Genomic DNA, 25017 nt, shown 5'->3' with positions numbered 1-25017 from the left:
TCATCTTAAAGATAAGAGACACCAAAAAAGACAAACCTCCAAAAAGAAGTTTGTCTTCGGTCTGAAGTACCCTGCTTAAGCAGGGTACTTTTCTAAATTTTTCAGCTAATATTCAACTATTTTGGTTTCACTTTCTAGCTAATCACTTTAAATTCTTGAGTTCCGCTGCGGTGAATTTCTTCGGTCACTTCTTGATAAATCTCTTCACGTTTTTCATTGGCATCAATATTGAGTACAATACCGATAGCTACAGATAAGAGCAAGAGACTATTCCCCCCTTGCGATAGAAAGGGGAAGGTAACTCCTGTTGATGGAATCAGTCCTGATATTCCTCCGACATTGACGAAGACCTGCATCAAAATCATACCACCAATTCCTAGAGCCATCATTGAATTAAAGGGATTCTTGGCCTTAATACCGACCAGCATGATACGCAAGATGAGGAAAAAGACTAGTGCTAAAATCAAACCGGCACCAATGAACCCTAGTTCTTCAATAACGATAGAAAAGACGAAGTCAGTTGTCGCCTCAGGGAGATAGCCGTTCTTTTCAATGGAATTGCCTAGACCGCGGCCGAACCAACCGCCATTGCTCATAGCGTAATAAGAATGGGCCAGCTGCAAACCTGAATCAGTTAAGTCTTTAAAAGGATTAAAGAAGGCGCTGAAGCGTTTAGCGACATAACCAAAGACAGGAACATGAGCCATAGTCTTGACACCGACTGTCCCAATGATTCCTAGAAAGAGCGCTGATATCCCAGCGATAGTTCCCATGAGAGCAACATACCAACGGTAACCCACCCCGCTAACTGCAAACATGACGATACCCGTCAAAACGATGATAGCAGCATTTCCTAAGTCAGGCTGGATAACAACCAAACCAACCATTATGAGGGAATAAACACGCCAATCCTTCAAATCATCTAATGAACGCGGATACCAACGTCTTCGAGTCAGGGCCTGATAGTCATAAACTTCAATATCATTCTGCCGTCTAGAAAAGGTGAAGGCCAGCATCCAGACCATAATTAACTTCAAATACTCAGCAGGCTGAAAGGTAATAGGACCAAGGGAAATCCAACCGTTGGCCCCATTGATTTCCTCCGAGAAGAACTTGGCAATGACTAGCAAAATGACTTCAATAAAAAGAGCTATGGACAAGATGCGTTTGTTTTTTAAAAAGTTTAATTTTAATCGGTAAATAAAGGTGATGGCCAGCATACTTACAACCCAAAAAGCTCCCTGATTTAAAACCGAATTAAATGGATTTAAATTATACTTAATGAGAGTAACACTGGTTGTTGAATAAACAACAATCAAGCCGATCACAGATAGCACTAAATAAGGAATTACTATCGAATAATTCAGCAGGTGCTTCTTATCAATTTTCATGATTTCTCCAATCACTTAGCTTACATATCTTTAAAAAGTATATCATGTTTAGCAGCAAATTAAAAGATTGAACACCTGAGTGAGCAGGGACAGTTTCTCCAAGATTGATAATCATTTAAAAAGGTCTTAGAATGGTTTTCCAAAACCTTTTTAGTCATCAACCTGAGTTACGCAGTCCGGTCGCGATACCATTGATGGTGATATGGATAAGTTTTTCAGTATCTTCATCCAACCCCTCATTACGCAGACGTTTGATCAGCTCAATTTGAATATAGTTCAATACATTGAAGTAAGGTAGGCGGTAGTCCAAACTAGACTTGAGCGATGGATACTCTTCTAAAAGTGCTTCATGTTCTTCAATGGCCAAAATAACATTTTTGGTCAACTGCCACTCATCAAGAATGATGTTAAAGACATCGCGAACTTCCTGTGATTCTGCCAGTTGGGCATATTGGAAAGCTATATTCATATTAGACTTGGACAAGACCATATCAACATTTGATAAAAGAGAATTAAAGAAAGGCCAAGTTTTATACATGTGTTGCAATTTAGCGAGATTGCCTTCTTCTGCCTCAATAAAGTGTTTAAAGGCTGAGCCGACACCGTACCAACCCGGGAACATAATCCGATTTTGTGACCAAGAGAAGACCCAAGGAATAGCACGTAGACCTGAAATTTCGGTGATAGTTTTGCGGGCAGCTGGGCGAGAACCAAGATTGAGACTGGATACTTCTCGAATAGGGCTAGCTTCAAAGAAATAATCGTAGAAATGAGGATTATCGAAAACTAACTCACGGTAGATAAGATCCGAATCCGACACGATGTCATCCATGACGTCTCGGAAACCATCAATTTCATCAGGATCTGCAATCATGCGCGTTACCATACGGTTGACAGCTGCTGATACCAGCATTTCGAGATTGTAGTAAGCAGCATCTTTGTTGCCATATTTATAACCTATCACTTCTCCTTGTTCAGTCAAACGGATGCGGTCTTTGATAGATCCGAAAGGCTGTGAAGTGATAGCTTCATAAGAAGGACCACCACCGCGACCAACTGTTCCGCCGCGACCATGGAAGAAAGTGATTTTAATACCACGATCTTGACCAATTTTCGTCAGAGCATTTTGTGCCTTATAAAGTGTCCAACCAGATGCCAAATAGCCACCGTCTTTATTACTGTCCGAGTAACCCAGCATAATTTCTTGATAGTTGTCTTTAGAAGCGATCCATTTTTGGACAATATCATAAGCCAGATAGTTTTCCATAATGGCTGTGGCATTATCCAAATCCTCAATCGTTTCAAAAAGAGGCACAATTTGCACGCGAGCTGAATCCTTATCAATCAAACCGACTTCTTTGAGCATAATAGCCAACTCAAACATATCGGAAACACTTTCGGTGTGAGAAATGATATGTTGCTTAATGACATCTTCTCCCAGCAGATCCTTCATATCACGCGCTGTCTGATAAATAGCTAATTCTTTTTGTAACTGCTCTGATTTTTCAACATGAGTTGACGATAGCGTACGTGGATCCTCCAAAAGTTCTTTAACTAGAACCTGACACTTTTCTTCTTCGGAGAGACTGCTGTAATCATCCACAATGTTGGCTGACTTGAGCAATTCTGCCACACAGGCTTCTTGAACACTGGAATCCTGACGCATATCAATACTAGCCAAGTAGAAGCCAAAAACTTCCACTGCCTGTAAAAGTTCTTCAAAATCCCCTGTCAGCAGAGCATCATCCCCATTATTCAAAAGGGAATCTCGTATCGCCAATAAATCAGCCTTAAATTCTTGGGCTGTCTTATAAGAAGCAGGTTTATCTTCTTCTAATTCTGCGGCCACATGAGCTAGCTGACCTTGAACATAATTAGCGATGACATTATTACTTATATTGATTCTATTCTTATTAACATGAAGTTGGCCAAGGTCGTGTGTGTGGAGCTCAAGCAAGGTCTGAGTCACCTTGGACTGGATATAACTAAAAGCTCTACGATAAGGCTCATGTTCCCTATAAACCGATTTATCATCTGAAAGCTCTGCTAGACGTTTCACGGCATCTGAGGTCTTAGTTAAGTGAGTGGAAAGTGAAAAACTGCGATAGAGGACATTGAGCTTTTCAAGATAATAATTCAAGATGACTTCGCTCTGAACGGTAGCCGATATACGAAGGGTTTCAGCTGTTACATAAGGGTTCCCATCGCGGTCCCCACCGATCCACATCCCCATAGTAATCGGCTTAGGATTTTCCAAGACAATTCCGCGTTCTGCAGCCAGACGCTGATATTCAGACGACAAATTGGTAATAGCCTTGATGAGAGAAGTGTTGTAGTACTCCATGACATTAGTGATTTCATTGGTCACCTTGAGTTTTTGTTCTCGGATAATATCGGTCTGCATCATAATTTCAATATAGCGACGCAAATCTGCCTGCCACTTATCCTTGTTGATCAGACCCAATTTAACATCACGGTGTTTACGCAAGAGTTCATGAATCTTATTGTTTAACTCAAGCATGGTCTTACGTTGAACCTGAGTAGGATGGGCTGTCAACACTGGCACAACATTGACATGCTGGAGAATATCTTGAGCGTTTTCCTTTTCAGCTACCAAATCAATGGTTGTCGAAATTTTCCCAAGATAGTCCATATCGGTATTATTTTGATGGTTGACTTCATAAGCCAAGTCCACATCCTCAGAAATATTGATCAACATGGGTAAAATAGAGAAATAGCGCGCAATGACAACCATCTCATCATTAGAAATCTCATGGATGACTTTTTCTAGTTCCCCATACTCCTCTTTGTAAGATAGGTCAATGAGTCTTTGAATTTTGGAAAAAGCTTCGTCCCCAATCATTTGGCGCGTGGTATCTTCCAAAATTCCCTTTAGAATCTGCACTTCCTCGGTAATAATGTTCTGATCACTACTAGCTTCAAGTTTTTTTATCGTCACAATCATTGCTCCTTTATTCAACTTAGCATAATACTTTCTAATCATATCACTTTCAGAGAGAAAACTAAAGCCTTTTTCAAATACTAATGGATACTGTTCGGATTCTATCTTTTAAGCTCTTATAATTTTTCTCCTAAACCAAAACATTCTCCCCACTTTAATAAAGTGTAGAAAAGACCGGAGATTTTGTAATAATGATTTATGATTTTACTGTGGCTGGACAAGATGGGATTACTGTGCCCTTAGATTAATGAGGAACAGGTGTTCTCCTTGTCAAAATGGCAGGACTGACTCCACAATACCAAGGATTACAAGCTCTATATGATAAGTACCAAGATCAAGGATTTGAAATCCTCGATTTCCTCTGTAATCAATATATGGGGTAAGCTTTCGGCAGCGCTCAAGAGGTCAATAATTTCTGCACTCTTAACTACAACACGACCTTCCCACGCTTTGCTAAGATCAAAGTAGATGGAAAAAAATTCAGTCCCCTTTATCAAGGGGTAAAGATCAAGCTGTTGGACCTATAAATAAGCGTATTGAATAGAATTTTTCCAAATTTTTAATCGATCGAAAAGACAATGGCCAACGTTTTTCTTCCAAAAAGAAGTCAGCAGAAATTACAGCAGCTATCGAAAATTGTTATAAAAAAGCCCACTCATATCTGTTCCCTCACTAGGAATAATCATCCTAAGTAAAGGGCCATATGAGTACGGCTTTTTATTATTATAAAAGATCCTTTAGTCCAACATCTCCTCAGCATCTTTAAGTTTGACAGAGACAATCTTAGAAACACCTGATTCCTGCATGGTTACACCATAGATACTATCCGCAGCTGCCATAGTCCCTTTGCGGTGAGTCACGACAATAAACTGACTGGACTTATCAAAACGGTTGAGATAGTCCCCAAAGCGTTTGACATTAGCCTCATCAAGGGCTGCTTCTACCTCGTCGAGGATAACAAAAGGAATTGTCTTGATACGGATAATCGCAAAGAGCAAAGCGAGAGCTGAGAGAGCCTTCTCCCCGCCTGACATCAGATTAAGGGACTGAATTTTCTTACCCGGCGGTTGAACAGAAATCTCTACACCAGCCGTTAGTAAATCGCTCTCTGTGAGAATCAAGTCAGCCGAACCCCCGCCAAACATTTGAACGAAGGTTTGCTTGAAACTCTCACGAATAGCTTCAAAAGTAGTATGGAAACGCGATTTAACTTCATCGTCCATATCACTAATTGTATTTAATAAAAGATTTTTAGCTTCAATTAAATCCGATTTCTGACTATTAAGGAATTCTAAGCGCGTGCTGACTTCATCATACTGCTCAATCGCCTCTAAATTGATTGCTCCCAGAGCTTTAATTTGGCGGTTGAGACTGGTCAGTTGCTGCCTAGCTGCTGGTAAATCCTCTACAGGATTAGCTTGCTGGATAGCCTGCTCAAAGCTCATTTGGTAGTCTTCCGATAATTGACGAGCAAAACCTCGGAGCTTATCTGATAAACTTTCAATCTCGGCCTCCAAGTGAGCCTGACGCCGAATTAATTCTTCATTGCGCTTACCTGCAGTCTGTACCTGCTCCTCGAGGTCATCCAACTGTCCATCGCAATCCTCAACTTCAAAGCGCAGGCGAATCAGGCTCGTTTCAAGTTCTGTCTTACGCTCTTGAGTCTCTTCTAGCTGTTTAGCCAATGCTGGTACCTGATCCTCCGATAGATCACTGGCCTGAGCACTAAGAACTTGAGTAGTTGTTGCAATTTCTTTTTCAAGATCCGCAAAGTCTAATTGAAGACGTCTAAGCTCATTTTGAGCAAAACGTTCCTCACCAATGATTTCACGCTCTGACAATCTGGTCTGAGACAATTCGTCTGTTAACCGGTTGACCTCGGAAGTGATTGTGTCCTTATCATCTTTAATTTTGTCTAACTGCGCTTGCACATGTTTCTTTTGTTTAAGGATATCAGCCAAAGCAGTTTCTGCTTTATCTTTCTCCGCTAATAGGCTAGTGGAGTTAGATTTCTGATCATCATCCGATAAGCCATTAAAGACTTTGTTCAAATCCGCCAGACGATCAGCTTGACCCTGATAGGCTAAATCAGTCTTTTGCTCTTCCAAACGAGCGGCCTCACCAGCGTCCTTGAGAGTCGTTAGTGCCTCTTCCTTTTGCGACAGAGTCATTTTCAGTCCATCTACCAAGGTTTCCTGCTCGTTCAAACGCTCTCTTAGCTTGTTCAAATCAGCAGTTAAATTATCCAATTCTGGTTTGATAAAGGTTGTATTGTTGTTGCGGTTGACACCACCTGAGAAGGAGCCGCCCGGTCGCAATTCGGTGCCATCCAAAGTCACTAACCGTACCTGATAGTGAACCGCACGAGCAGCCTTATTGGCATGGTCAATCGTATCAAAAATCGCAGTGACACCCAAGAGATTCTGAAATATATTGATATGTTTTTGATCAAACTCCACCAAGTCACTAGCCAATCCCAGAAATCCGGAAGCAGCTTGAATTTTATCTAAATTATGCTCTGCCATCCGGCGCGGTTTAATAGTGGTCAAGGGCAGAAAAGTTGCCCGCCCCTGACGATGACGTTTCAGAAAATCTATTCCTCTCTTGGCTGCCGCCTCATCTTCTACGATGATATGCTGGCTACTGCCACCCAGAGCAATTTCCAGAGCAGTCTGGTAGTCTGGATTGAAAGACAGATGCTCAGAGACTGCTCCGATTATTCCTCCCAGCTTTTCAGCTTGTTGGAGAACCGCCTTAACTCCAGCATAGAAATTGCTGTGATTTTTTTGGATAGCTTCCAGACTTCTCTGACGGGCTTTTTTTTCCTTAATCTGATCTATAAGAGCAAACATATTACCCTGTTGTTCGCGATAATGAGCTCTGGCCTGTTCAGCTTCTCTAGCCTGATCTTGATAAGTCTCCAGAAGTTCTTTAACCTTAGCCTGAGCCGCTCGGAAGACATCGAGGGCTGCCTGAGCTTTCTCCTTAGTCTGAGCCAAATCTTTGATCAGTTGCTGACGCTCAGCCGACTCTTCCGCCCTTGCTTGTTCTTCTTGCTCAATATCTGATTGCAGAGCAGTCAGACGATTAGAGAGATTGGCTTCCTCTTGCATAAGACCGACGAAATCTTCACGGAGACCATCTATAATTTGATCGGGTCTTGTTGAAAAACGTGACAATTCCTTCTCAAGATCAGCAATCTGCTCTCTCAAAGCTGCCAATTTCCCAGCCAGACTTGCCTCTTGAGCCTGCTTATCGGCAATCGCCTGCACCAAATCTTGCTTTTGCTCCTCCAAATTGGCTAAGAGGCTCTCAGCATCGGCCTGTTTCTCAGCCTTTTGGTTGGATTCCAGCGAAATAACTTCTATTTGGCGTTGGTAATCTGCAATCAGACGGGTTACTTCAAGCAGATCGGCCTGTTTTTGATCCATTTCCTTTGACAAACTTTGTCGGCGTTCTTTGAGCTTTTGATTTTCTGTTTCCAGACGATTACGCTGCTCATAGTAAGCTTTAAGGTCTCCTTTGACCTGTTCCAGCTGCCCCTGCCTATCATCCAGATTAGATCTAAAAGTCTTAATATCTTCAATTAAGATATTAAGATTTAAGTCTTTACGTTCCTCATCTAGGATAAGAAATTGCTTGGCTGTCTGCGCTTGCTTTTCTAAGGGCTTCATCTGGCCTTCCAATTCATAGACGATATCTTCTAGACGGTCCAAGTTATCCTGAGTCTTATCTAATTTTTGCTGGGTTTCCTTTTTGCGGGTCTTATACTTGAGAACCCCAGCAGCTTCTTCAAATATCGCACGGCGTTCTTCTGGTCTGCTATTGAAAATGGCTTCAACCCGACCCTGAGAAATAATCGAAAAAGAATCACGTCCTAGACCAGTATCCATGAAAAGATCATGAATATCACGCAGACGAACCTTTTTCCCATCAATCAAATAATCGCTGTCACCATTGCGGTAAATATGACGTTCAACACGGATTTCATCTTCCGCACCTTCAATAAAATGGTCCGAATTATCCAGTAAAACACTGACCTGAGCAAAATTTAAGGGGCTGCGATTTTCAGTTCCAGCAAAGATAACATCAGGCATCTTGCCGCCACGCAGACTCTTAGCTGAAGACTCTCCCAAAGCCCAGCGCAAACTTTCTGTGATATTTGATTTTCCAGAACCATTGGGACCGACAACTGCTGTCACCCCACGGTCAAATTCAACACAGGTTTTATCTGCAAATGATTTAAACCCCTGCATTTCGATCTCTTTTAGAAACATACTAACCCCGTCCTAGTTGTGCTAGGGCATTTTTGGCAGCATCCTGCTCTGCCAGCTTTTTTGACTTGCCCCTTCCTTGGCTAAGGTTTTTTCCATCGACGGATACAACAACATCAAACACCTTCTCATGGGCAGGCCCATCCTCTGCGACGATGCGATACTCAATCAGGACCGTTCCCTTAACCTGTAGTTCTTCCTGCAGAGCTGTCTTGTAGTCCTTAACACGCTCGTATTCTCCCGCTTCAACCTTAGAAATCATAACCTGATCCAAAAACTTTTCAACAGTATCCAGTCCCTTATCTAAATAAAGGGCTCCTAAAAAGGCTTCAAACAAATCTCCCAATATTGTCTCACGATTGCGACCACCAGATTTCTCCTCCCCTTTACCGAGCTTAATATGTTCTTCAAAACCACAATCGCGTGAGAAGCCTGCTAGGCTTTCCTCACGAACAATCATCGAACGCATCTTAGAAAGATCTCCCTCCGGTTTTTCAGGATATCTCTCAAAAAGATAGCGGGAAGTTACTAATTGCAGAACGGCGTCTCCTAAAAATTCCAAACGCTCATTATGTGAAATGTTTAGGAAACGATGCTCGTTGGCATAAGAAGTATGAGTAAAAGCAGTTTGCAGGAGAGATTTATTGTCAAAAACAATTCCAAAATCTGACGCTAATTTTTTTTCTAAAATTTCCATAGTTTACCTTTTCTAATTAAAAATTAAGTCTGCCTTCAAAATAGGCCTTTCTATTATATCAAAAAAGCCAGAACTTTTGTCCTAGCTTTATAATTTTTTAACCTTGAGCTTGTGTTTGATTGACACGATTGAGGTAGTCCTTATAAGACTCTGTATGCATCAATTCTTTGGCATTTTGCACCCGCTCCTTGGTAGGCGGTTTAACACCTTCTAAGGTATAAGGAATCCCCAGTTCGTGCCACTTGAATTCTCCCAAAGTATGATAAGGCAAAATTTCAAATTTATCAACATTATCCAGTTTTTCTACAAATTTCCCCAATTCAATCAAATCCTCATCAAAATCGGTCAGACCAGGGACCAAAACATGACGAATCCAGACAGGGATTTTTTTATCGGAAAGGTACTGAGCAAAAAGCAAGATATTCTTATTAGGTTGGCGCGTTACAATCATGTGTTGTTTGGGATTGATTTCTTTGAGATCCAGCAAAACCAGATCCGTCACTGCCAATAGTTTGTCAACAATTTCATGATACTCAGGAGTAGGACGATAGGCAAAGCCACAAGTATCCAATGTACAATGAATTCCCAATTTTTTGGCTTCTGTAAAAAGAGCCGTTACAAATTCAATCTGGAGCATGGCCTCACCACCTGAAACAGTGATACCTCCCTTATCTCCCCAAAAGCCCTTATAACGAAGGGCTTCATTGAGCACATCATCCACCGTTCGTTCTGTTGACATATTAGTCTCCATCTCCCAAGTATCAGGATTATGGCAATATTGACAGCGCATTTTGCAGCCTTGCATAAAGATGACAAAACGCACTCCGGGCCCATCAACCGTTCCAAAACTCTCTGTTGAATGAATCATACCAGTTACTTGACGGTAGTCGATTTCTGCTCCCATAACAATCCTTCCTTGTAAACGTTTTTATACTATTAATTATATCCTTTTTATTTTTAAAAAGCCAGATAAGAGCATTGAGCAGAAATATAAAAAAGAAATCCAACAAGTCATTTGAAGTCATAAAAGAGGCTGGGACAAAAGTCCTGCCTTTTTTGTTTTGCTCTAGCTTACCAGATTAAGGTAAAGGTTGATTGGCAGTCCTTATCCCTTGCTAAGCAAGTGATAGCTGGCAACCTAATCAACTGTGCAGAAAAAGGCGGGATGACAAAATCGATAAATTGCGATTGTATCACAATTTATCGATTGTCCCACTCTCTTTACTCTTCATCTTCCTTTTCTACTTGGACAGGACTGATGATAACCTTAACTTTTGTTACCCGTCCCTCTTTAACTTTATCGTTAATCAATTGGAGATGGTGTTGACCGCTATCGAGCTCAAAGCTCTCTTTTTCTTCCTGAGATGGAATGTTACCAACGCCAGTCAGATAGAAACCAGCGATTGTATCAACGTCGTCACTATCCAGTTCAGTACCAAAATGTTCATTGAAATCATTCAAGGTCATGGTTCCTAGAACAATATAAGTATCCTTATCAATTTCACGAACCTCAACCTCAGCCTTATCTGTCTCATCGTCAATGTCACCGACAATCTCTTCCAGTAAGTCTTCCAGAGTAACAAGACCAGCAACCCCACCGTATTCATCCAGCAAGATTGCCATTTGATTCTGCGTCCGGCGCAGTTCTTTTAGCAAATCATCGACAAAAATAGTTTCGGGCACAAAGAGAGGTTCCTGCAAAATCCGACGGAGGTTGATATTCTCAAAACCATTTTCAACCCCAGCCGCTAACAACTTCTTGGTATGAATGAGACCGATGATCTTATCCTTATCATCATCGTATACCGGAATTCTGGAGAAATTCTTCTTCAAAATTTCTTTAATAATCTCCTGAGGCTCATTATTGATGTCTACCATAAAGGCATCTGTCCGGTGTACCATAACTTCACGCGCCATGAGCTCATCGAGAGAAAAGATCCCTTGAAGCATTTCAATTTCTTCAGCATCCAAGGTCTCTTCACTATTGGTAAGCATATACTCAATCTCATCACGAGTCATCTTCTCATCTGCATCATCAAAGGTCATCGGAGTCATGCGACTGAGCAGGTTAGTGGAAGCTGACAGGAGCCAGACGAAAGGACTGACCAGTTTACCAAGCACCACAATAATCGGAGCAGAGACAACGGCCAAATTGTCCTTCAAATTTAAGGCAATGCGTTTGGGATAAAGTTCACCAAGCACGATAGAAATGTAGGTCAAAAAAATCAAAGAGATGGCTGAGCCAAGGGTCTGTGCCCAAGCCAAACCACCGAACCAAGAAGCAATGACACTTCCTAGCGAAGCTGACAAACTAGCCCCTTGTAAGAGACCGATAAAAGTAATTCCGACCTGAATCGTTGAGAGGAAATTATTAGGCTTATCCAGTACCTTGATAAGACGGATATATTTTTTATCCCCTTCTTGCGCCTTTTGTTCCACACGCGAACGGTTGAGCGATACCAAAGCCATCTCAGAAGCGGCAAAAAAAGCATTTAACAAGGTTAAAAGGATTAATAAGATAAATTGAAAAAGCATGTTCTGACTGCTCGGGTCTTCCATTAGAATGGTTTCTCCTAAATTGATATAGTGCCAATATTATAGCATATTTTCAAAAAGCGTGTCCAAAAAGTCACCTATTCTTTCAAAAAAAGAGCAGGCTTTTATGCTATAATATAGTTGATTTTACATAAAAGGGGATTGATATGCCGCTCATTTCAATGACAAATGTTTCGTTAAAAAGACAGGGCAAAACCCTGCTAAAGAACCTGAACTGGCGTGTTGAGAAAGGTCAGACCTGGGCTATTCTAGGGCTCAACGGATCCGGCAAGACGACGCTTTTAAAGCTCATTATGGCTGAATATTGGCCTTCTGAAGGGGAAGTTGAAATTCTTGGCACCACATTTGGTCAGGGAGATATTCCTGATATGCGCCAAAAAATCGGAGTTGTCGGCTCGTTTATCGCAGAGCGGCTGCCCAAGCAGATGCTGGCCGAGAAAATTGTTCTGACAGGGAAGTACAAGAGCAGCATCCTCTACAAGGCCTACGGTGAAACAGAACTAAATCAGGCGCGGGATATGCTGACAGCCATCGGCGGTCAGCACCTCATCGGCCGAACTTACGCCAGCCTTTCCCAAGGGGAAAAACAACTCCTGCTCATCGCCCGCAGTCTGATGGAAGCACCTGATATTATCATTTTGGACGAAGCGACCAGCGGACTTGATCTATTCGCCCGTGAAAAACTGCTGCAACAGGTCGATCACATCACAGAACTGCCCCACGCTCCCTTGGTCATCTATGTGACCCATCATGCCGAAGAAATCACCAAAAAAATGGATCATATCCTCCTCTTGAAAAATGGTGGCATTGCCGCTCAAGGCAAAAAAGAAGACATTATCAGCCAAGAATGCCTATCTGATTTTTATGACCATCAGGTGCGCATCATCCCAATTGACGAGGAACGCTTCTTCATCAAACCTGAATTATAAAAAAACGGCCAAGGCCGTTTTTTAGTTAGAAGCAGTCAAATCAAGAGGTATAAAATCATTGCTTTCTTTCAGAGAAAAGCTTTCGAGGTTGTTGACATTATTACGCAGACGTTTTGCAAACCGCTTGCTAATCACACGTTTACGCTCATATTCAGCAATGACCTTACGCTCAAGATAAAACCCCCTCAGCATTTCATCGCTATTATCCGGTCTTAAACGGGCAATAATCCGTTCCACAAAAAGGCCTGATTCAATAATTTGTGCTTCCTGCAATCTGGACCTCTGTAAAAAAGCAATTAAAGACTGATTGTAGACCCCTTCTAAGTTTTCCAGACTTTCTAGAACCAATTCTGTATTTGAAAGGTAGAGATGAGACAGATTTTCTTTCGTTTTCCGATTCAAACGTCTAACTGAAGATTTTCCTTTAAGGAAGCGACGCAGGGTTGGCACCAAAGTAAAGAATTCACGGATTAAGAGTCGACCAATCCGCAGACTGACCAGTGTGAAATAATAAAAACTGGAAACAAGCCCCCGGTTGATACGGCGCTCCAGATATTTTAGATAGCGCTGATAAATACGGTACTCATCAATATTAACTTGACCTTCCTGATAGGCATACTCAAGACCGTCACTCTCAACTTCGAGAATCATCAGCTGCAAATAAGCTAATTCTTGTTTGACGCCTTTGCTTTCTTGCTCTAAAATCAAATGCTTAATGCGCTCATTATACGTATCGATAGCCATATAAAGTGGTAATTTTTGATCTGTCTGACTCAAGTCTTCTTCCAATAAGTCGACAACCTCATTTAAAATAGCTACCAGAGCAAGATGATCAATATCAGCCTCTTCTTGTTTGGGCGGTGCAATAAGAGGCAGAACCAAGACCCCCATTAAGAAACTCAACAGCGTGACGGAACCGACGGTAAACAAAATCAAGCTGTACTCGTAAGAGCCTATTTGTGGCAAAAGCAAGATGGTCGCAATTGACATGGTTCCCTTAACACCGGAAAACGTGAGAATCAGACTGTTGCGAAAACTATAACGCTTCCTTTCCTTCTCCCGCCAATAACGATAAGCAAAAAGAAGGTTGATCATCATAAAACGTATCAGAAAAAGCAAAAGTGTAAAAAGACTGACCAGCAGCATTAACCTCTGATTACTGATAAGAGGATTGCTTAAGGCCGGTTCAACAATTCGTGTTAATTCATAGCCAAAAATGATAAAGACGAAACCGTTTAAAAGAAAGCTGACCGTATTCCAGACAACTTGTCCGACACGATCAACCTCGGCATCAAAAAGATTGATTCCCTTCCGACGACTGGCCTGAGAAAGTCCAGCAATCACGACAGCAATAATACCTGAAACATCAAAAAGATTGGCCACAAGATAGGAAACAATAGGCAGAGACAGCTCTAGCAAAAGCGTTCCTGTGACATCTGCGGCATCAAACCGCTCCAATAAAATAATAAGCAAGCGGTCAAGAAGGGCAAAAAATAGGCCGATTAAGAACCCGCCACTAATCGCTAAGAGAAGTTTGATGCTGGCCTGACTCAAGGAAAAAGCCCCTGTGAGCATAGCGGCAGTGGCAAATTGAAAAGCAACCAGACCGCTGGCATCGTTCAGTAAGCCCTCCATTTTAAGGATATCTTCAAGACGCTTGGGAAAAGCAAAGCGTTTGGAAAGCGAAATAAAAGCAACAGCATCAGTTGGTCCTAACGCTGCGCCTAGAGCAAAACAGGCAGCCATTGAAATACTGGCTGGCAAAAGAAAGTGAGCTGCTAACCCTAGAAAAATAGCCGTGACAAAAACCGTTGGCAGGATTAAGTAAGTAATGATACTTCGATACCTCAAAAAGCTAGATAAATCACTTTCTTGTCCTTCCCTGAATGATAAAGGAGCCACGACCAAGGCCAGAAACAAATCAGTATTTAAAGAAAAACCTGTCCTTTGGTTAGCTAAGCCGATAATAATCCCCAATACAATCTGAATTAAGGGTAAGGGGAGTTTTGGGAAAATGCGGTTTAGGATATTCGAAAAAATGAGGGTGAATAAAAAGGTGATAATCAATAAGGGTAACGTCACGACTACCTCCTTCGGTCAGTATGGTCTTCACGTGATTGAAAATCCTTTTTCAATTTAGCAATCTTATCATCAATCAAAGTCAGATTATCACCTGCACGTAATTTCTGACAGCGGATAGATTCTAATTGGACCAACTTCTTCTTAATGGCGATAGACTTTTTGACATCTTGTTCAGATAGCTGATCGTCCTGATAGTAGTGATCGTCATCTAAATATTTGGCTCTCATCTGAGCCAGTTTTTCATTAAGCGACAAGGTTCTCATTCTGTTTTCTCCTTTAGACGTTCAATCATCACCAAAAACGGCGGTGTATTAATCTGATTAAGGGGCTGGTAGCACATGGCGGTAAAGGCTTCCTGAGGCAGTTGTTTGACATAGTTCAGAACGGCCTCTTTTTCACTGCTTCCGCCTTCATGTCCGTGGTAGATCATAATAGCCATACGGCCACCAAGCTGAAGGCGCCTAAGTATTTTCTCAATCGCTTCCAGCGTCGTATCAGGCTTGGTAATAATCGTTTTGTCTGCTGACGGCAGATAACCTAGATTGAAAATAGCTGCTCGGATGGGTTCATCCATATATTTATCAATATTTTGGTGTCCGTCTAAAATGAGCTGGGCGTTATCAAGACCAAGCTGTTCTAAACGTTCCTTGGTTTTTTGCAGCGCTTGCTCCTGCACATCAAAGGCATAGACAGCCTTAGCCAATCTGGCCAGAAAGGCTGTATCATTGCCATTGCCCATAGTGGCATCCACCGCAATACTATCCTTGTCTAGAACCTCTGCCAAAAAGTCATGGGAGAGGTGGATAGGACGTTTGATCATAAGTTTTCCTCCAAGCGATAGCCCTGATAAGATCCCCGTCGCTCCATTTCCTTATCAATGGCATTTAGCACTTCCCACTTGTTAAGACTCCACATAGGACCAATCAGCATCTCTCTGGGAGCATCACCAGTAATGCGATGAATGACAATATCCTCAGGGATAATTTCCAGCTGGTCACAGATGATAGAGACATAGTCTTCTTGGCTGAGCAGCTGCAAGCGGCCTTCATGGTAATCTCTCTGCATCCGGGTATTGGTCATAAGGTGAAGGAGGTGGAGCTTGATGCCTTGAATATCATTATCCGTCACACAGCGACGAACATTTTCCAGCATCATCTCGTGGGTTTCACCCGGAAGGCCATTGATGAGGTGGGAGACAATCTCGATTTTTGGCGCCTGCTGACGAATGCGTTTGACAGTCTCGACATAGAGTTCATAACTATGCGCTCGGTTAATCAACTCGGATGTCGCTTCATAGGTTGTCTGCAAGCCAAGTTCTACGGTAACGTGCATACGTTGGGACAATTCAGCCAAATAGGCTAAGGTCTCATCTGGCAAACAGTCCGGCCGGGTTCCGATATTGATGCCGACCACACCGGGTTCGTTGATTGCCTGTTCATAACGTTCACGAATCACCTCGACTTTATCGTGAGTATTAGTGAAATTTTGAAAATAGACCAAATACTTTTTAACCTCTGGCCACTTGCGGTGCATGAAATCAATTTCATGATAGAACTGCTCACGAATAGGAGCTTCAGGTGCTACAATCGCATCACCTGATCCCGATACCGTACAAAAAGTACAGCCGCCATGGGCAACCGTACCATCACGATTCGGACAGTCAAATCCTGCATCGATAGGAAGTTTAAAAATTTTTTCGTCAAAAAGTTTACGGTAATAATCGTTGACCGTATTGTAACGTTTTTTCATAGCTTTTATTATAACATTTTAGACTATTTTGCATAGGGACTGTGATGGAGATGCTGAAAAGTTGAGTGATCGCATTCAACAGCCGACTCAACGATATCATAGGTGTGGAAAAGATGGTGAACACGGTCTTTAAGCAAAGCTTCATCACAATCCGGACTAACCAATACATGAATCATGGCAATATTTTGCCGACCATCTAAAGACCAAAGGTTAAACTGGTTAATGGCCTGTACCCATTCCAAATCTAAGATTTCTGACTCTAGCTTTTGAATATTATAATTTGTAGGCGCATGCTCCAAAAAAACAACGATATTCTTCATAAATTTTGGCAAAGCCTGACTCAAAATAAAGAGTGAAATGGCTATTGACAAAAGCGGATCAAGAATATACCAATTAGTGAACCTAAGCACCAAGGAAACCACAATCACAGCCAGCCAGCCTAAAATATCTTCCAAGAAATGCAGACTTAAAATGGACTCATGTTCGGATTCCTTACTGTTTAAAACATAGCTGGCCACAATATTAACAGCAATTGCGATCAAACCAAGAACCAACATTCCGTTGTAGTTAACCGGCTCAGGTTTCATTAATTTTTGCACATTTTCAAATAGAACCAAGACAGAGCCCATAATGAGAATAACCGCCGTCAACAAAGCTCCCAGAAGACTGAAACGCCAGTATCCAAGGGTATATTTGTAGTCACTTCTGCGCTTAGACAGGCGCTCAAAATAATAAGACAGACCGATAGCTAAAGCATCGCCAAAATCATGAACAGAATCTGCCAAGATGGCACTAGAATTAAAAATACCGCCAAAAATCATTTCAATAATGGCAAAAACAAAATTGGATAGAAAAGCTATAAAAATGCGCCCTGTCGATTGCCCTGTTAAATTATGATGGTGGGAATGTTTTTTATCATCAGCCATAATCAGCTCCTTTGATGAATCTTAAAATTTAAGTTTCAACTTCTTATTCATCTTCTTTTATTATATCATGGTCCAGCCTATCAACAAGACGTTTTATTAAAAGAAACTGGGACAAACCGCGATGATTGTTGTGCAATCACCCACAGAAAAATGAAAACAAGCTTAAAAGCCCTCGCTAGGTGTATAATCCTAGTGAGGGCTTTGTGGTTGGTGATTTATTGATAACGCTATCGAGGGACAAACTAATCCACTCTGCTGACGAGGACCCCAAAATATCGCTTTAAGCATGAGTATAAAAATACGACTTTACAAATCAGTAGATAAGCTCTCCATTTTTTAGAAGGAGGAACATCGTTATGGATATCCTTTACGAATCCTGCGCTGGAATTGATGTCCACCAATCTAACATTGTCGTCTGTGTTCTGCATGGCTCACTCACCACAACTCGTCCAAAACGTGAGGAAGCACGCTTTGATACAACCTCTGCTGGCCTTGAGCAATGCCGCCAATTTCTCCTGACTTTTCAGGTTCAAGCTGTCGGTATGGAAAGCACTGGTGTCTATTGGAAACCTGTCTGGCATGCCCTGTGCCATGATTTTGAGTTGATTTTAGCCAATCCAGCTCATATGAAGGCTATCCCTGGTCAGAAAACCGATAAGAAAGATGCCTTTTGGATTGCCAAGCTCACTCGCATTGGCTTATTGCCTAAAAGTTTTGTGCCAGATGAAACCATTCAAGAATTGCGAGACTTGACCAGACAGCGTAAGTTTTACGTGGAATCTCGGTCCAAAGAAGTCAATCGTATCCACAAAATCCTGCAGTCTGGTGGCATCAAGCTAACGACCTATATCGAAGATATCATGGGAAAGTCAGGTCGCAATCTTTTAGAACTCTTGTGCGAAGGTGAAGTAATGGACGCCAAGACCGTATCAAAAGCGGTCTACACTTCGCTCAAAAGGAAAGTGCCTCAACTCTTGCAGGCTCTGGATGGTTATTTCTCAAATCATTTCCGTTTTCTTTTACGAGAAGCCCTCGATATTTATGATGTGTTTGACCAAAAGATCAAGAAATTGGAAGACCGTATCGACAGTTATCTAGAGCAATTTCAAAGAGAATTGGAGATATTGGATTCCATTCCAGGAATTGATGAAGGGACAGCCGCTGTCTTCATCTCCGAAGTTGGCGTTGACATGACACAATTCCCTACAGCGGGGCACCTAGCCTCCTGGGCTGGACTGTGTCCAGGCAACAACGAGAGCGCTGGCAAGAAACGAAGCACCAAGATTCGCCACGGTAATTCCTATCTCAAACGTTGCCTTTGCCAGTCTGTCTTTGCGGTCAGAAGGCAAAAGGGAAAACCTATTGCACAAAAATTTCACCAGATTCAATCCAGACGAGGAAGTCAGAAAGCCACCATCGCTATCGCTCATACCCTTTTGAAATTAGCTTATCACTTATTAGCCACTAACCAAACCTATCACGACTATCATAAGACACAAAAAAGATTGTTAGAGACGAGCTAACAATCCAGAAAATTTCACTCTTAGTATACCATAAGGGAGGAATTTTTACGCTTTTTTGAAGTTTTCGTATAAAATCGCAATTTCGATTTTGTCGTCCTGACTTTTTTTGTACAGTTGATTAGCTTGACCGCTATCGCTTGCCTAGCAAGGGATAAGGATTGCCAATTGCCCCTTTCGTTATTATGGTAAAGCTAGAACAAAACAAAAAAGGCAGGACTTTGGTCTCAGCCTCTTACTAAATATTTTCTTATCTCTGCTTGCTCTGAAAACGCCATTCGAAGCGTTTTTGATTGTAAAAAGGATAGATTAGATTAATCATGCCATAGCCTAGCACAAAGCCCGCTAAGACATCAGTCGGGTAATGAACCCCTAAATAGATGCGGGAAAAGCCTACTAGGAGTATCAGCAAACCTAACACTGTTTCGACAAGACGACGACTATTTTGCGCTTGAATACGTTGGTGAGCAATAATAATCAAACTTCCAAAAATCATCATCAAGCACAGTGAATGGCCACTAGGAAAAGAATAACCATGAGCTTCGACCAATTGTGAAAGCTCTGGCCGAGGACGCTGATAAAGATTTTTTAAAGTCAAGATAAACAAACCGGCAACTGCTCCACTGGAAACTATAAAACCTGCTTCAGCGTACCACTTTTTCCATAAGAAAAGGACAAATAACAAGGCTATGAGAAGGATTTGAACCACCGGATTACCAAGAATGGTAATGGTCTTAAAAAAACTGGTCAAAGGATCCGGTAGATTCCCGCGAATAGCTGATTGTACCGACCTATCAAAGCCCTCAATGACATCGGGATAGAATTTCACAATATAGCCGAGCAGTACAAAAATTAAAACTGTAAAACTGGCTCGTAGTAAATAGACTTGTTTATTTTTCATAATGGATATTATAGCACATCTTTATAATTTCGCGATGATTGGTCTAATAGCTGCGTAAAGAGCAGCGAAGCTAACAGAGAAAATCAGACCTTCCAGTAGGTTAAAAGGAATGACCATCATAAATAGATAATTGCCTAAACCAAGCATGGTTTTAATATCAAAGTGAGCAAATGCCGCATATAAAGGAACCGCATAAACATAGTTAAGCAAGAACATAGCAGCTGTTAAAGCCAAGGTTCCGACTAGCCCAGCTAAAATGTAAGAAGCTACCGTCTGTTTTTTCTTCCAAATGAGCGCCAAAGCGAACACAAAGAGGCTCAAGGCGATATAGTTCATCGGCAGGCCTATGAGTGTCCCAACACCACCATTGTTGAGCAAAAATTTTAGCAATGTTCGCAAGGTCAAAACTGCAAAGGCAGACTTGAGATCAAAAATAACCAGAGCGAGCAAGACCGGTAGGATTGAAAACTCAAACTGCAAAAAATCTGCTCCCGGGATCAGCGGAAACTGCACATACATGAGCAAGAAAGACACCGTTGACAAAATAGCAATGTAAGCCAAACGACGCGTTGTGTGAGTTGTTGTAGACATAAAAATTCCTCCAATTTTTCCAAATTGAAGGAGGCGAAGCATTTCGATAGACAAAAATAGAAAAGATACAATAATCCATTCTTTTTGTATAGCAAAAACCTTGTCTCCTCCCTTCCAGACTATACTGTCGGTTGTGGAATCACACCACATCAGCTTACGCTCGCGGACTTTTCTCCTGCTTAGCTGACAACCATTTTGCCTAGATGAGACAGCACAGACATACCTAAAGCAGGCAAGCCCAGCTGACAAAGATAGACCAAAAGATTGTCAACGGCAAAAAAATCACCGCCGGTCGGGAATCTCACCCTGCCCTGAAGACACAATAAGCATACCAAAAAACGATGGGAATAACAAGTCTTCTAGCTCCGAAAAATGATTTTTCAGAAATTTAGAAAAAGAGCTGTTGTCCCTGCTCTTTTTTTGCTATAATGAGTCCAGCTTTTGCTAGATTTGCATTTTGGAGGTTGCATAGAATGCAGCAACATCAATCGTCAGCCTTTGATAAGGCTAATAAGGCCGGCTTTATCATTGCACTCGGTGTGGTTTACGGTGATATTGGAACCAGTCCCTTATACACCATGAAATCCTTGGTAGAAAATCAAGGAGGCATCCACCAGGTTTCCGATGCCTTTATTCTAGGGGCTATTTCACTTATTTTTTGGACACTGACTATTATAACGACTGTCAAGTATGTGATTATCGCCTTAAAGGCAGATAACCATCACGAGGGTGGTATCTTTTCCCTTTATACCTTGGTCCGAAAGATGGCTCCCTGGCTGATTATTCCAGCCATGATCGGGAGGGGCTACTCTCCTGTCTGACGGTGCCCTGACCCCAGCTGTGACAGTCACTTCTGCTATTGAAGGGCTTGAAGGTGTCCCCGCACTTAGTCAGCTTTACAGCGATCAAACGCTCGTCGTCATCACAACCATTTTTATCCTGACCCTTATTTTCTCCATTCAGAGATATGGTACAGGTTTTATCGGCAAAGTTTTTGGACCTGTGATGTTGCTCTGGTTTGCCTCCTTGGGAGTAACCGGCTTGATCAACACCTTTTCTCACTTAGAGGTTCTGAGAGCCTTCAATCCTTACTATGCCATTGAACTCCTTCTCAGCCCTGACAATAAAAAAGGCATTTTTATTCTAGGATCAATCTTTTTGGCAACAACAGGGGCAGAAGCTCTCTATTCTGATTTAGGCCATGTGGGACGCGGTAATATCTATGTCAGTTGGCCCTTTGTCAAAGCCTGTATCATGCTTTCCTACCTTGGACAGGGAGCCTGGATTTTAGACCATCAGTCTGCTAGTGAGGTGCACAACCCCTTCTTCGCTTCCATCCCTTCCTCTTTAAGTATCTTCGCTGTTACCATTGCCACCTTGGCAGCAATCATCGCTTCTCAGGCCCTCATTTCTGGCTCCTTCACTCTGGTCTCAGAAGCCATTCGCCTTAAAATTTTCCCAAGTTTCAAGGTTACCTATCCTGGACAAAATCTAGGCCAGCTCTATATTCCGGTTATCAACTGGTCGCTCTGGCTGGCGACTGTTGCGACTGTCCTTCATTTTCAAACTTCAGCCCATATGGAAGCAGCTTATGGCTTAGCTATTACCATCACCATGTTAATGACAACTATCCTGCTGACCTTCTATCTTATCCGAAGAGGAATTAAAGCCTCCCATGCCCATCTGCTCATGTCCATCTTTGCTCTGATTGAAATCATCTTCTTTATCGCCTCAGCGGTTAAGTTTATGCACGGTGGCTACGTTGTTGTTATCCTAGCGGCCCTCATTTTATCGCTCATGTACATTTGGTATAAGGCCAACCAAATCATTTTTAAATATGTCAAATCCCTTGACTTAAGAGACTTCAAAGACCAACTCGGTCAGCTTCGGAAGGATGAGCATTACGATCTCTTTCAGACCAATGTGATTTATCTGACCAATCGCATGGATGACACCATGATTGACCGCTCTATTCTGTATTCCATTTTGGATAAACGCCCTAAAAGAGCTCGCGTGTATTGGTTTGTCAATGTCAAAGTTACTGATGAACCTTATACCGCAGAATACAAAGCGGACATGATGGGGACTGACTACATTGTCCGTCTGGAGCTTTTCCTTGGCTTCCGGATGCGTCAGGAAGTTCCTCGATACCTCAGAACGATTGTTAATGACCTCATGTCCTCTGGGCGTCTCCCTAAGCAAGACCAAACTTACACCATCACTCCAGGCAGGCAAGTTGGGGATTTCCGCTTCATTATACTTGAAGAGCGCCTAGCCAAAGGCGGACAAATGAACCCCTTTGATCGCTTTATTTTACAGACCAAGGCCGCTATTAAGCACTTCACCGCCTCACCAAGCAAATGGTTTGGCCTCCAGTTTTCAGAAGTGACAACCGAAATCGTGCCAATTGTCTTATCGGATGTTAAGAATCTTCAGATTACTGAGGCTAAATCTTCCGAAATCATCGACACCATCTAAAAAGAATCCTAACGGGATTCTTTTTTTAATACCCAAAATAATATGTAAAAATTTTATATATAACGATTGACAAGCCTATCAAAATAACTTATACTTAATATATAAAATATTTATATATTAAAATTTTACATAAGGAGGTTACTATGTATTTTCCAACATCAGCACTTCTTATTGAATACCTCATTTTAGCCATTGTAGAGCAGCAGGATTCCTACGGTTATGAAATCAGCCAAACCATTAAACTCTTAGCGGATATTAAAGAATCCAGCCTCTACCCTATCTTGAAGCGCTTGGAAAAAGCGGGCTTTCTCAGCACCTACTCCCAGCAATACCAAGGCAGGAAACGCAGGTACTACTCTATTACAGAGTCAGGTATCAGACAATTAACATTCCTCCGCGGAGAATGGTCTGCCTACAAGGCAAAAATTGACGGCATCACGGAAGGGAGCATTCGCCATGACAAGAACTGAATATTTAGCAAAACTGCATAAGTACTTAAAAAAATTGCCAAAACAGGACTATGATGAGGCTATGGACTATTTCGCAGAATACTTTGATGAAGCAGGCCCTGAAAACGAAGCTCAAGTCATTGCAGATTTGGGTAATCCCAAGGAAGCAGCCCACGAAATCTTAAGTAATCTTCTCGGAAAAAGAATGGGTGAAGCTGATAGAAGCGCTTCAAAGAACACCCAAAATATCCTTTGGATTGCACTTTTAGCGATTTTAGCGTTACCTGTCGCTCTGCCGCTATTGATTGTTATCTTAGTCTTGCTGCTTACTCTGGTTATTGTGATTTTTGCCCTGCTGCTCACCCTAGCTACTCTGAGTTTGGCAAGCCTCGTCACAGGTTTTGCCCTTCTTTGGGAAAGCCTGACACAGCTCACCTTTGATTTACCAGCCTTAGCCATCGGTCTGGGGAGCAGTTTTTTGAGTATTGGTCTTGCGATTCTGCTGGCCATATTGACCTATCACTTGGCTAAAGCGTCTCAATTCATCATGATTTCTTTTATTCAGTGGCTTATTAAAGGAGGTAAAAAATCATGAAAAAATCACATCGTATTTTACTCATATCAGCTTTAGGATGCGCACTGCTGGGAAGCCTTCTTATTGGCTTCGGTATTTCCGCCGGAGGGGTCAGAGGCATACGGTCTTTAAATGGCAAGGTCGAACGAAAAGAAGTCCCCTTAGACCGTGTCACCTCTTTGACCATTAAAGCAGAAATTAAAGACATTCAGATCAGGAGAACAGCCGATAAACAGGCCAGTCTGATTTATTACAAAAAGGAAAAAGAGAGTTTTTCCCATGACTTATCAGATGGCAAATTGACCATCAATCAGACCAACAACTCTGATGTCATTGGTTTTAAAATAACAACTTTCTTCGGTTGGCTTCAAAATCATGAGGCCGACAAGCTCGTCATCAATCTTCCCAAGGATACATCATTAAAAGACGTCGCCATTGATGCCGATGCAGGAAACCTGACCTTAGAGAATCAGTCCATCTCAACCTTTCATCTAGAACAAGATCTGGGAGACGTAACCATTAAAAACAGCCTACTGTCTAACGCAAACATTAAGGTGGACTCAGGAAACCTCAATTTAGACAATCTACAAATTGATTCAGGCAAGATAGACACTAATTTAGGCGACCTAGCGGCCACTAACCTGACCATTAACAAAGCCTTAGCCGTCAACACCGATATGGGGAATACTGCGATTGCGCTTTCTCCAAAGAGTAAGGCCGAAACCAGCGTTACCGCCACCGTCGATTTAGGCGATAAAAAAATCAGCTCAGACCTTATCCAAGGAAAGACTGGTAAAAGTCAGCTGACCATCGAAGGAGATACCGGAGATATTGAGGTCAATTAAACTGAGGAGCAAAGCTCCTCATTTCAGACTGAAGACAAAGCTCTTGGAATTGCATTTCTAAGAGCTTTTTGCTCTGTTTAGGAGTATACTAAA

General features: G+C 42.0%; 18 protein-coding genes, 2 pseudogenes and 1 riboswitch. Of the genes and pseudogenes, 7 read left to right on the top strand and 13 right to left on the bottom strand.

Translation table 11 applies throughout. The features are described 5' to 3' along the window. Positions 1 to 134: 134 nt before the first annotated feature. Complete coding sequence (gene ftsW / locus ACFOSE_RS01015) at positions 135 to 1391, bottom strand: cell division peptidoglycan polymerase FtsW (protein WP_380429322.1); 1257 nt, start codon at positions 1389 to 1391, stop codon at positions 135 to 137. A 157-nt stretch (positions 1392 to 1548) separates the two neighbouring features. Then, positions 1549 to 4254, bottom strand: a complete 2706-nt coding sequence (gene ppc, locus ACFOSE_RS01010) for a phosphoenolpyruvate carboxylase (protein WP_380429325.1) — start codon at positions 4252 to 4254, stop codon at positions 1549 to 1551. 290 nt (positions 4255 to 4544) lie between these two features. On the opposite strand from ppc, the pseudogene ACFOSE_RS01005 reads away from it, so the two are divergent. Beyond that, positions 4545 to 5029 (top strand): annotated as a pseudogene (locus ACFOSE_RS01005) (glutathione peroxidase). Positions 5030 to 5090: 61 nt separating this feature from the next. Here the strand turns inward: ACFOSE_RS01005 and smc are convergent. The 4 genes from smc to ACFOSE_RS00985 form a co-directional block, all read right to left on the bottom strand. Beyond that, positions 5091 to 8630 (bottom strand): chromosome segregation protein SMC, encoded by a 3540-nt coding sequence (smc, locus tag ACFOSE_RS01000; RefSeq protein WP_380429319.1) that lies wholly within the window; start codon positions 8628 to 8630, stop codon positions 5091 to 5093. Position 8631: 1 nt separating this feature from the next. Further along, positions 8632 to 9324, bottom strand: a complete 693-nt coding sequence (gene rnc / locus ACFOSE_RS00995) for a ribonuclease III (protein WP_380429316.1) — start codon at positions 9322 to 9324, stop codon at positions 8632 to 8634. A 97-nt stretch (positions 9325 to 9421) separates the two neighbouring features. Next, positions 9422 to 10228, bottom strand: coding sequence for a pyruvate formate-lyase-activating protein (pflA, locus tag ACFOSE_RS00990; RefSeq protein ID WP_380429314.1), 807 nt, complete (start codon positions 10226 to 10228; stop codon positions 9422 to 9424). A gap of 317 nt (positions 10229 to 10545) precedes the next feature. Beyond that, positions 10546 to 11883 (bottom strand): hemolysin family protein, encoded by a 1338-nt coding sequence (locus ACFOSE_RS00985; protein ID WP_380429312.1) that lies wholly within the window; start codon positions 11881 to 11883, stop codon positions 10546 to 10548. Positions 11884 to 12026: 143 nt separating this feature from the next. On the opposite strand from ACFOSE_RS00985, the gene ACFOSE_RS00980 reads away from it, so the two are divergent. After that, on the top strand, positions 12027 to 12809 hold the full coding sequence (locus tag ACFOSE_RS00980; protein ID WP_380429310.1) for an ABC transporter ATP-binding protein: 783 nt from the start codon (positions 12027 to 12029) through the stop codon (positions 12807 to 12809). A gap of 21 nt (positions 12810 to 12830) precedes the next feature. Here ACFOSE_RS00980 and ACFOSE_RS00975 read toward each other — a convergent pair whose 3' ends face one another. The 5 genes from ACFOSE_RS00975 to ACFOSE_RS00955 are packed head-to-tail and all read right to left on the bottom strand — an operon-like array spanning position 12831 to position 17566. Next, on the bottom strand, positions 12831 to 14891 hold the full coding sequence (locus ACFOSE_RS00975) for a cation:proton antiporter (protein WP_380429308.1): 2061 nt from the start codon (positions 14889 to 14891) through the stop codon (positions 12831 to 12833). Positions 14892 to 14893: 2 nt separating this feature from the next. After that, positions 14894 to 15154 (bottom strand): hypothetical protein, encoded by a 261-nt coding sequence (locus ACFOSE_RS00970; protein WP_380429306.1) that lies wholly within the window; start codon positions 15152 to 15154, stop codon positions 14894 to 14896. Next, positions 15151 to 15711: a tRNA (mnm(5)s(2)U34)-methyltransferase gene (locus ACFOSE_RS00965; protein ID WP_380429303.1), complete on the bottom strand. Its 561-nt coding sequence runs from the start codon at positions 15709 to 15711 to the stop codon at positions 15151 to 15153. The genes ACFOSE_RS00970 and ACFOSE_RS00965 overlap by 4 nt, the downstream gene beginning before the upstream one ends. Next, positions 15708 to 16640 (bottom strand): TIGR01212 family radical SAM protein, encoded by a 933-nt coding sequence (locus ACFOSE_RS00960; RefSeq protein ID WP_380429301.1) that lies wholly within the window; start codon positions 16638 to 16640, stop codon positions 15708 to 15710. The genes ACFOSE_RS00965 and ACFOSE_RS00960 overlap by 4 nt, the downstream gene beginning before the upstream one ends. A gap of 23 nt (positions 16641 to 16663) precedes the next feature. Then, positions 16664 to 17566 carry a cation diffusion facilitator family transporter gene (locus tag ACFOSE_RS00955; RefSeq protein ID WP_380429299.1) on the bottom strand — a complete coding sequence of 301 codons (903 nt, stop codon included), beginning with the start codon at positions 17564 to 17566 and terminating at the stop codon, positions 16664 to 16666. A 356-nt stretch (positions 17567 to 17922) separates the two neighbouring features. On the opposite strand from ACFOSE_RS00955, the gene ACFOSE_RS00950 reads away from it, so the two are divergent. Then, the gene (locus ACFOSE_RS00950; RefSeq protein ID WP_380429296.1) at positions 17923 to 19089 is read left to right on the top strand and encodes an IS110 family transposase; all 1167 of its coding nucleotides are present in this window, start codon (positions 17923 to 17925) and stop codon (positions 19087 to 19089) included. A 247-nt stretch (positions 19090 to 19336) separates the two neighbouring features. On the opposite strand, the gene ACFOSE_RS00945 is transcribed toward ACFOSE_RS00950, so the two are convergent. Both ACFOSE_RS00945 and ACFOSE_RS00940 read right to left on the bottom strand, forming a co-directional pair. Next, positions 19337 to 19987 (bottom strand): phosphatase PAP2 family protein, encoded by a 651-nt coding sequence (locus tag ACFOSE_RS00945; protein ID WP_380429293.1) that lies wholly within the window; start codon positions 19985 to 19987, stop codon positions 19337 to 19339. 21 nt (positions 19988 to 20008) lie between these two features. Continuing rightward, positions 20009 to 20578, bottom strand: a complete 570-nt coding sequence (locus ACFOSE_RS00940) for an ECF transporter S component (RefSeq protein WP_380429290.1) — start codon at positions 20576 to 20578, stop codon at positions 20009 to 20011. A gap of 98 nt (positions 20579 to 20676) precedes the next feature. Continuing rightward, positions 20677 to 20901, bottom strand: a riboswitch (FMN riboswitch). Positions 20902 to 21051: 150 nt separating this feature from the next. Between ACFOSE_RS00940 and ACFOSE_RS00935 the strand changes: the two are divergent. The 4 genes and pseudogenes from ACFOSE_RS00935 to ACFOSE_RS00920 all read left to right on the top strand — a co-directional run bounded on the left by ACFOSE_RS00935 (position 21052) and on the right by ACFOSE_RS00920 (position 24924). Then, positions 21052 to 23056, top strand: a pseudogene (locus ACFOSE_RS00935) (KUP/HAK/KT family potassium transporter). A gap of 143 nt (positions 23057 to 23199) precedes the next feature. Next, entirely contained in the window at positions 23200 to 23526 is a 327-nt protein-coding gene (locus ACFOSE_RS00930; protein WP_018030352.1) for a PadR family transcriptional regulator, read from the top strand. Then, positions 23513 to 24100, top strand: coding sequence for a DUF1700 domain-containing protein (locus tag ACFOSE_RS00925; RefSeq protein ID WP_380429286.1), 588 nt, complete (start codon positions 23513 to 23515; stop codon positions 24098 to 24100). The genes ACFOSE_RS00930 and ACFOSE_RS00925 overlap by 14 nt, the downstream gene beginning before the upstream one ends. Continuing rightward, positions 24097 to 24924 (top strand): DUF4097 family beta strand repeat-containing protein, encoded by an 828-nt coding sequence (locus ACFOSE_RS00920; RefSeq protein ID WP_380429283.1) that lies wholly within the window; start codon positions 24097 to 24099, stop codon positions 24922 to 24924. Before ACFOSE_RS00925 ends, ACFOSE_RS00920 begins: the two co-directional genes overlap by 4 nt. Positions 24925 to 25017: the final 93 nt, after the last annotated feature.

Origin of the sequence: Streptococcus dentapri, from assembly GCF_042649885.1 — a bacterium.
GTDB lineage: Bacteria > Bacillota > Bacilli > Lactobacillales > Streptococcaceae > Streptococcus > Streptococcus dentapri.
Note: the sequence above shows the minus strand (reverse complement) of the source record. Positions and strands in the feature narration are given on the sequence as shown.

Coding starts and splice junctions, on each gene's coding strand:
- ACFOSE_RS00985 (WP_380429312.1), bottom strand. CDS start 11,883: ATGGAAGACCCGAGCAGTCAGAACATGCTTTTTCAATTTATCTTATTA.
- ACFOSE_RS00930 (WP_018030352.1), top strand. CDS start 23,200: ATGTATTTTCCAACATCAGCACTTCTTATTGAATACCTCATTTTAGCC.
- ppc (WP_380429325.1), bottom strand. CDS start 4,254: ATGATTGGGGACGAAGCTTTTTCCAAAATTCAAAGACTCATTGACCTA.
- ACFOSE_RS00960 (WP_380429301.1), bottom strand. CDS start 16,640: ATGAAAAAACGTTACAATACGGTCAACGATTATTACCGTAAACTTTTT.
- pflA (WP_380429314.1), bottom strand. CDS start 10,228: ATGGGAGCAGAAATCGACTACCGTCAAGTAACTGGTATGATTCATTCA.
- ACFOSE_RS00965 (WP_380429303.1), bottom strand. CDS start 15,711: ATGATCAAACGTCCTATCCACCTCTCCCATGACTTTTTGGCAGAGGTT.
- ACFOSE_RS00970 (WP_380429306.1), bottom strand. CDS start 15,154: ATGAGAACCTTGTCGCTTAATGAAAAACTGGCTCAGATGAGAGCCAAA.
- ACFOSE_RS00925 (WP_380429286.1), top strand. CDS start 23,513: ATGACAAGAACTGAATATTTAGCAAAACTGCATAAGTACTTAAAAAAA.
- ACFOSE_RS00920 (WP_380429283.1), top strand. CDS start 24,097: ATGAAAAAATCACATCGTATTTTACTCATATCAGCTTTAGGATGCGCA.
- rnc (WP_380429316.1), bottom strand. CDS start 9,324: ATGGAAATTTTAGAAAAAAAATTAGCGTCAGATTTTGGAATTGTTTTT.
- ACFOSE_RS00950 (WP_380429296.1), top strand. CDS start 17,923: ATGGATATCCTTTACGAATCCTGCGCTGGAATTGATGTCCACCAATCT.
- ACFOSE_RS00955 (WP_380429299.1), bottom strand. CDS start 17,566: ATGGCTGATGATAAAAAACATTCCCACCATCATAATTTAACAGGGCAA.
- ftsW (WP_380429322.1), bottom strand. CDS start 1,391: ATGAAAATTGATAAGAAGCACCTGCTGAATTATTCGATAGTAATTCCT.
- ACFOSE_RS00980 (WP_380429310.1), top strand. CDS start 12,027: ATGCCGCTCATTTCAATGACAAATGTTTCGTTAAAAAGACAGGGCAAA.
- ACFOSE_RS00940 (WP_380429290.1), bottom strand. CDS start 20,578: ATGTCTACAACAACTCACACAACGCGTCGTTTGGCTTACATTGCTATT.
- ACFOSE_RS00945 (WP_380429293.1), bottom strand. CDS start 19,987: ATGAAAAATAAACAAGTCTATTTACTACGAGCCAGTTTTACAGTTTTA.
- smc (WP_380429319.1), bottom strand. CDS start 8,630: ATGTTTCTAAAAGAGATCGAAATGCAGGGGTTTAAATCATTTGCAGAT.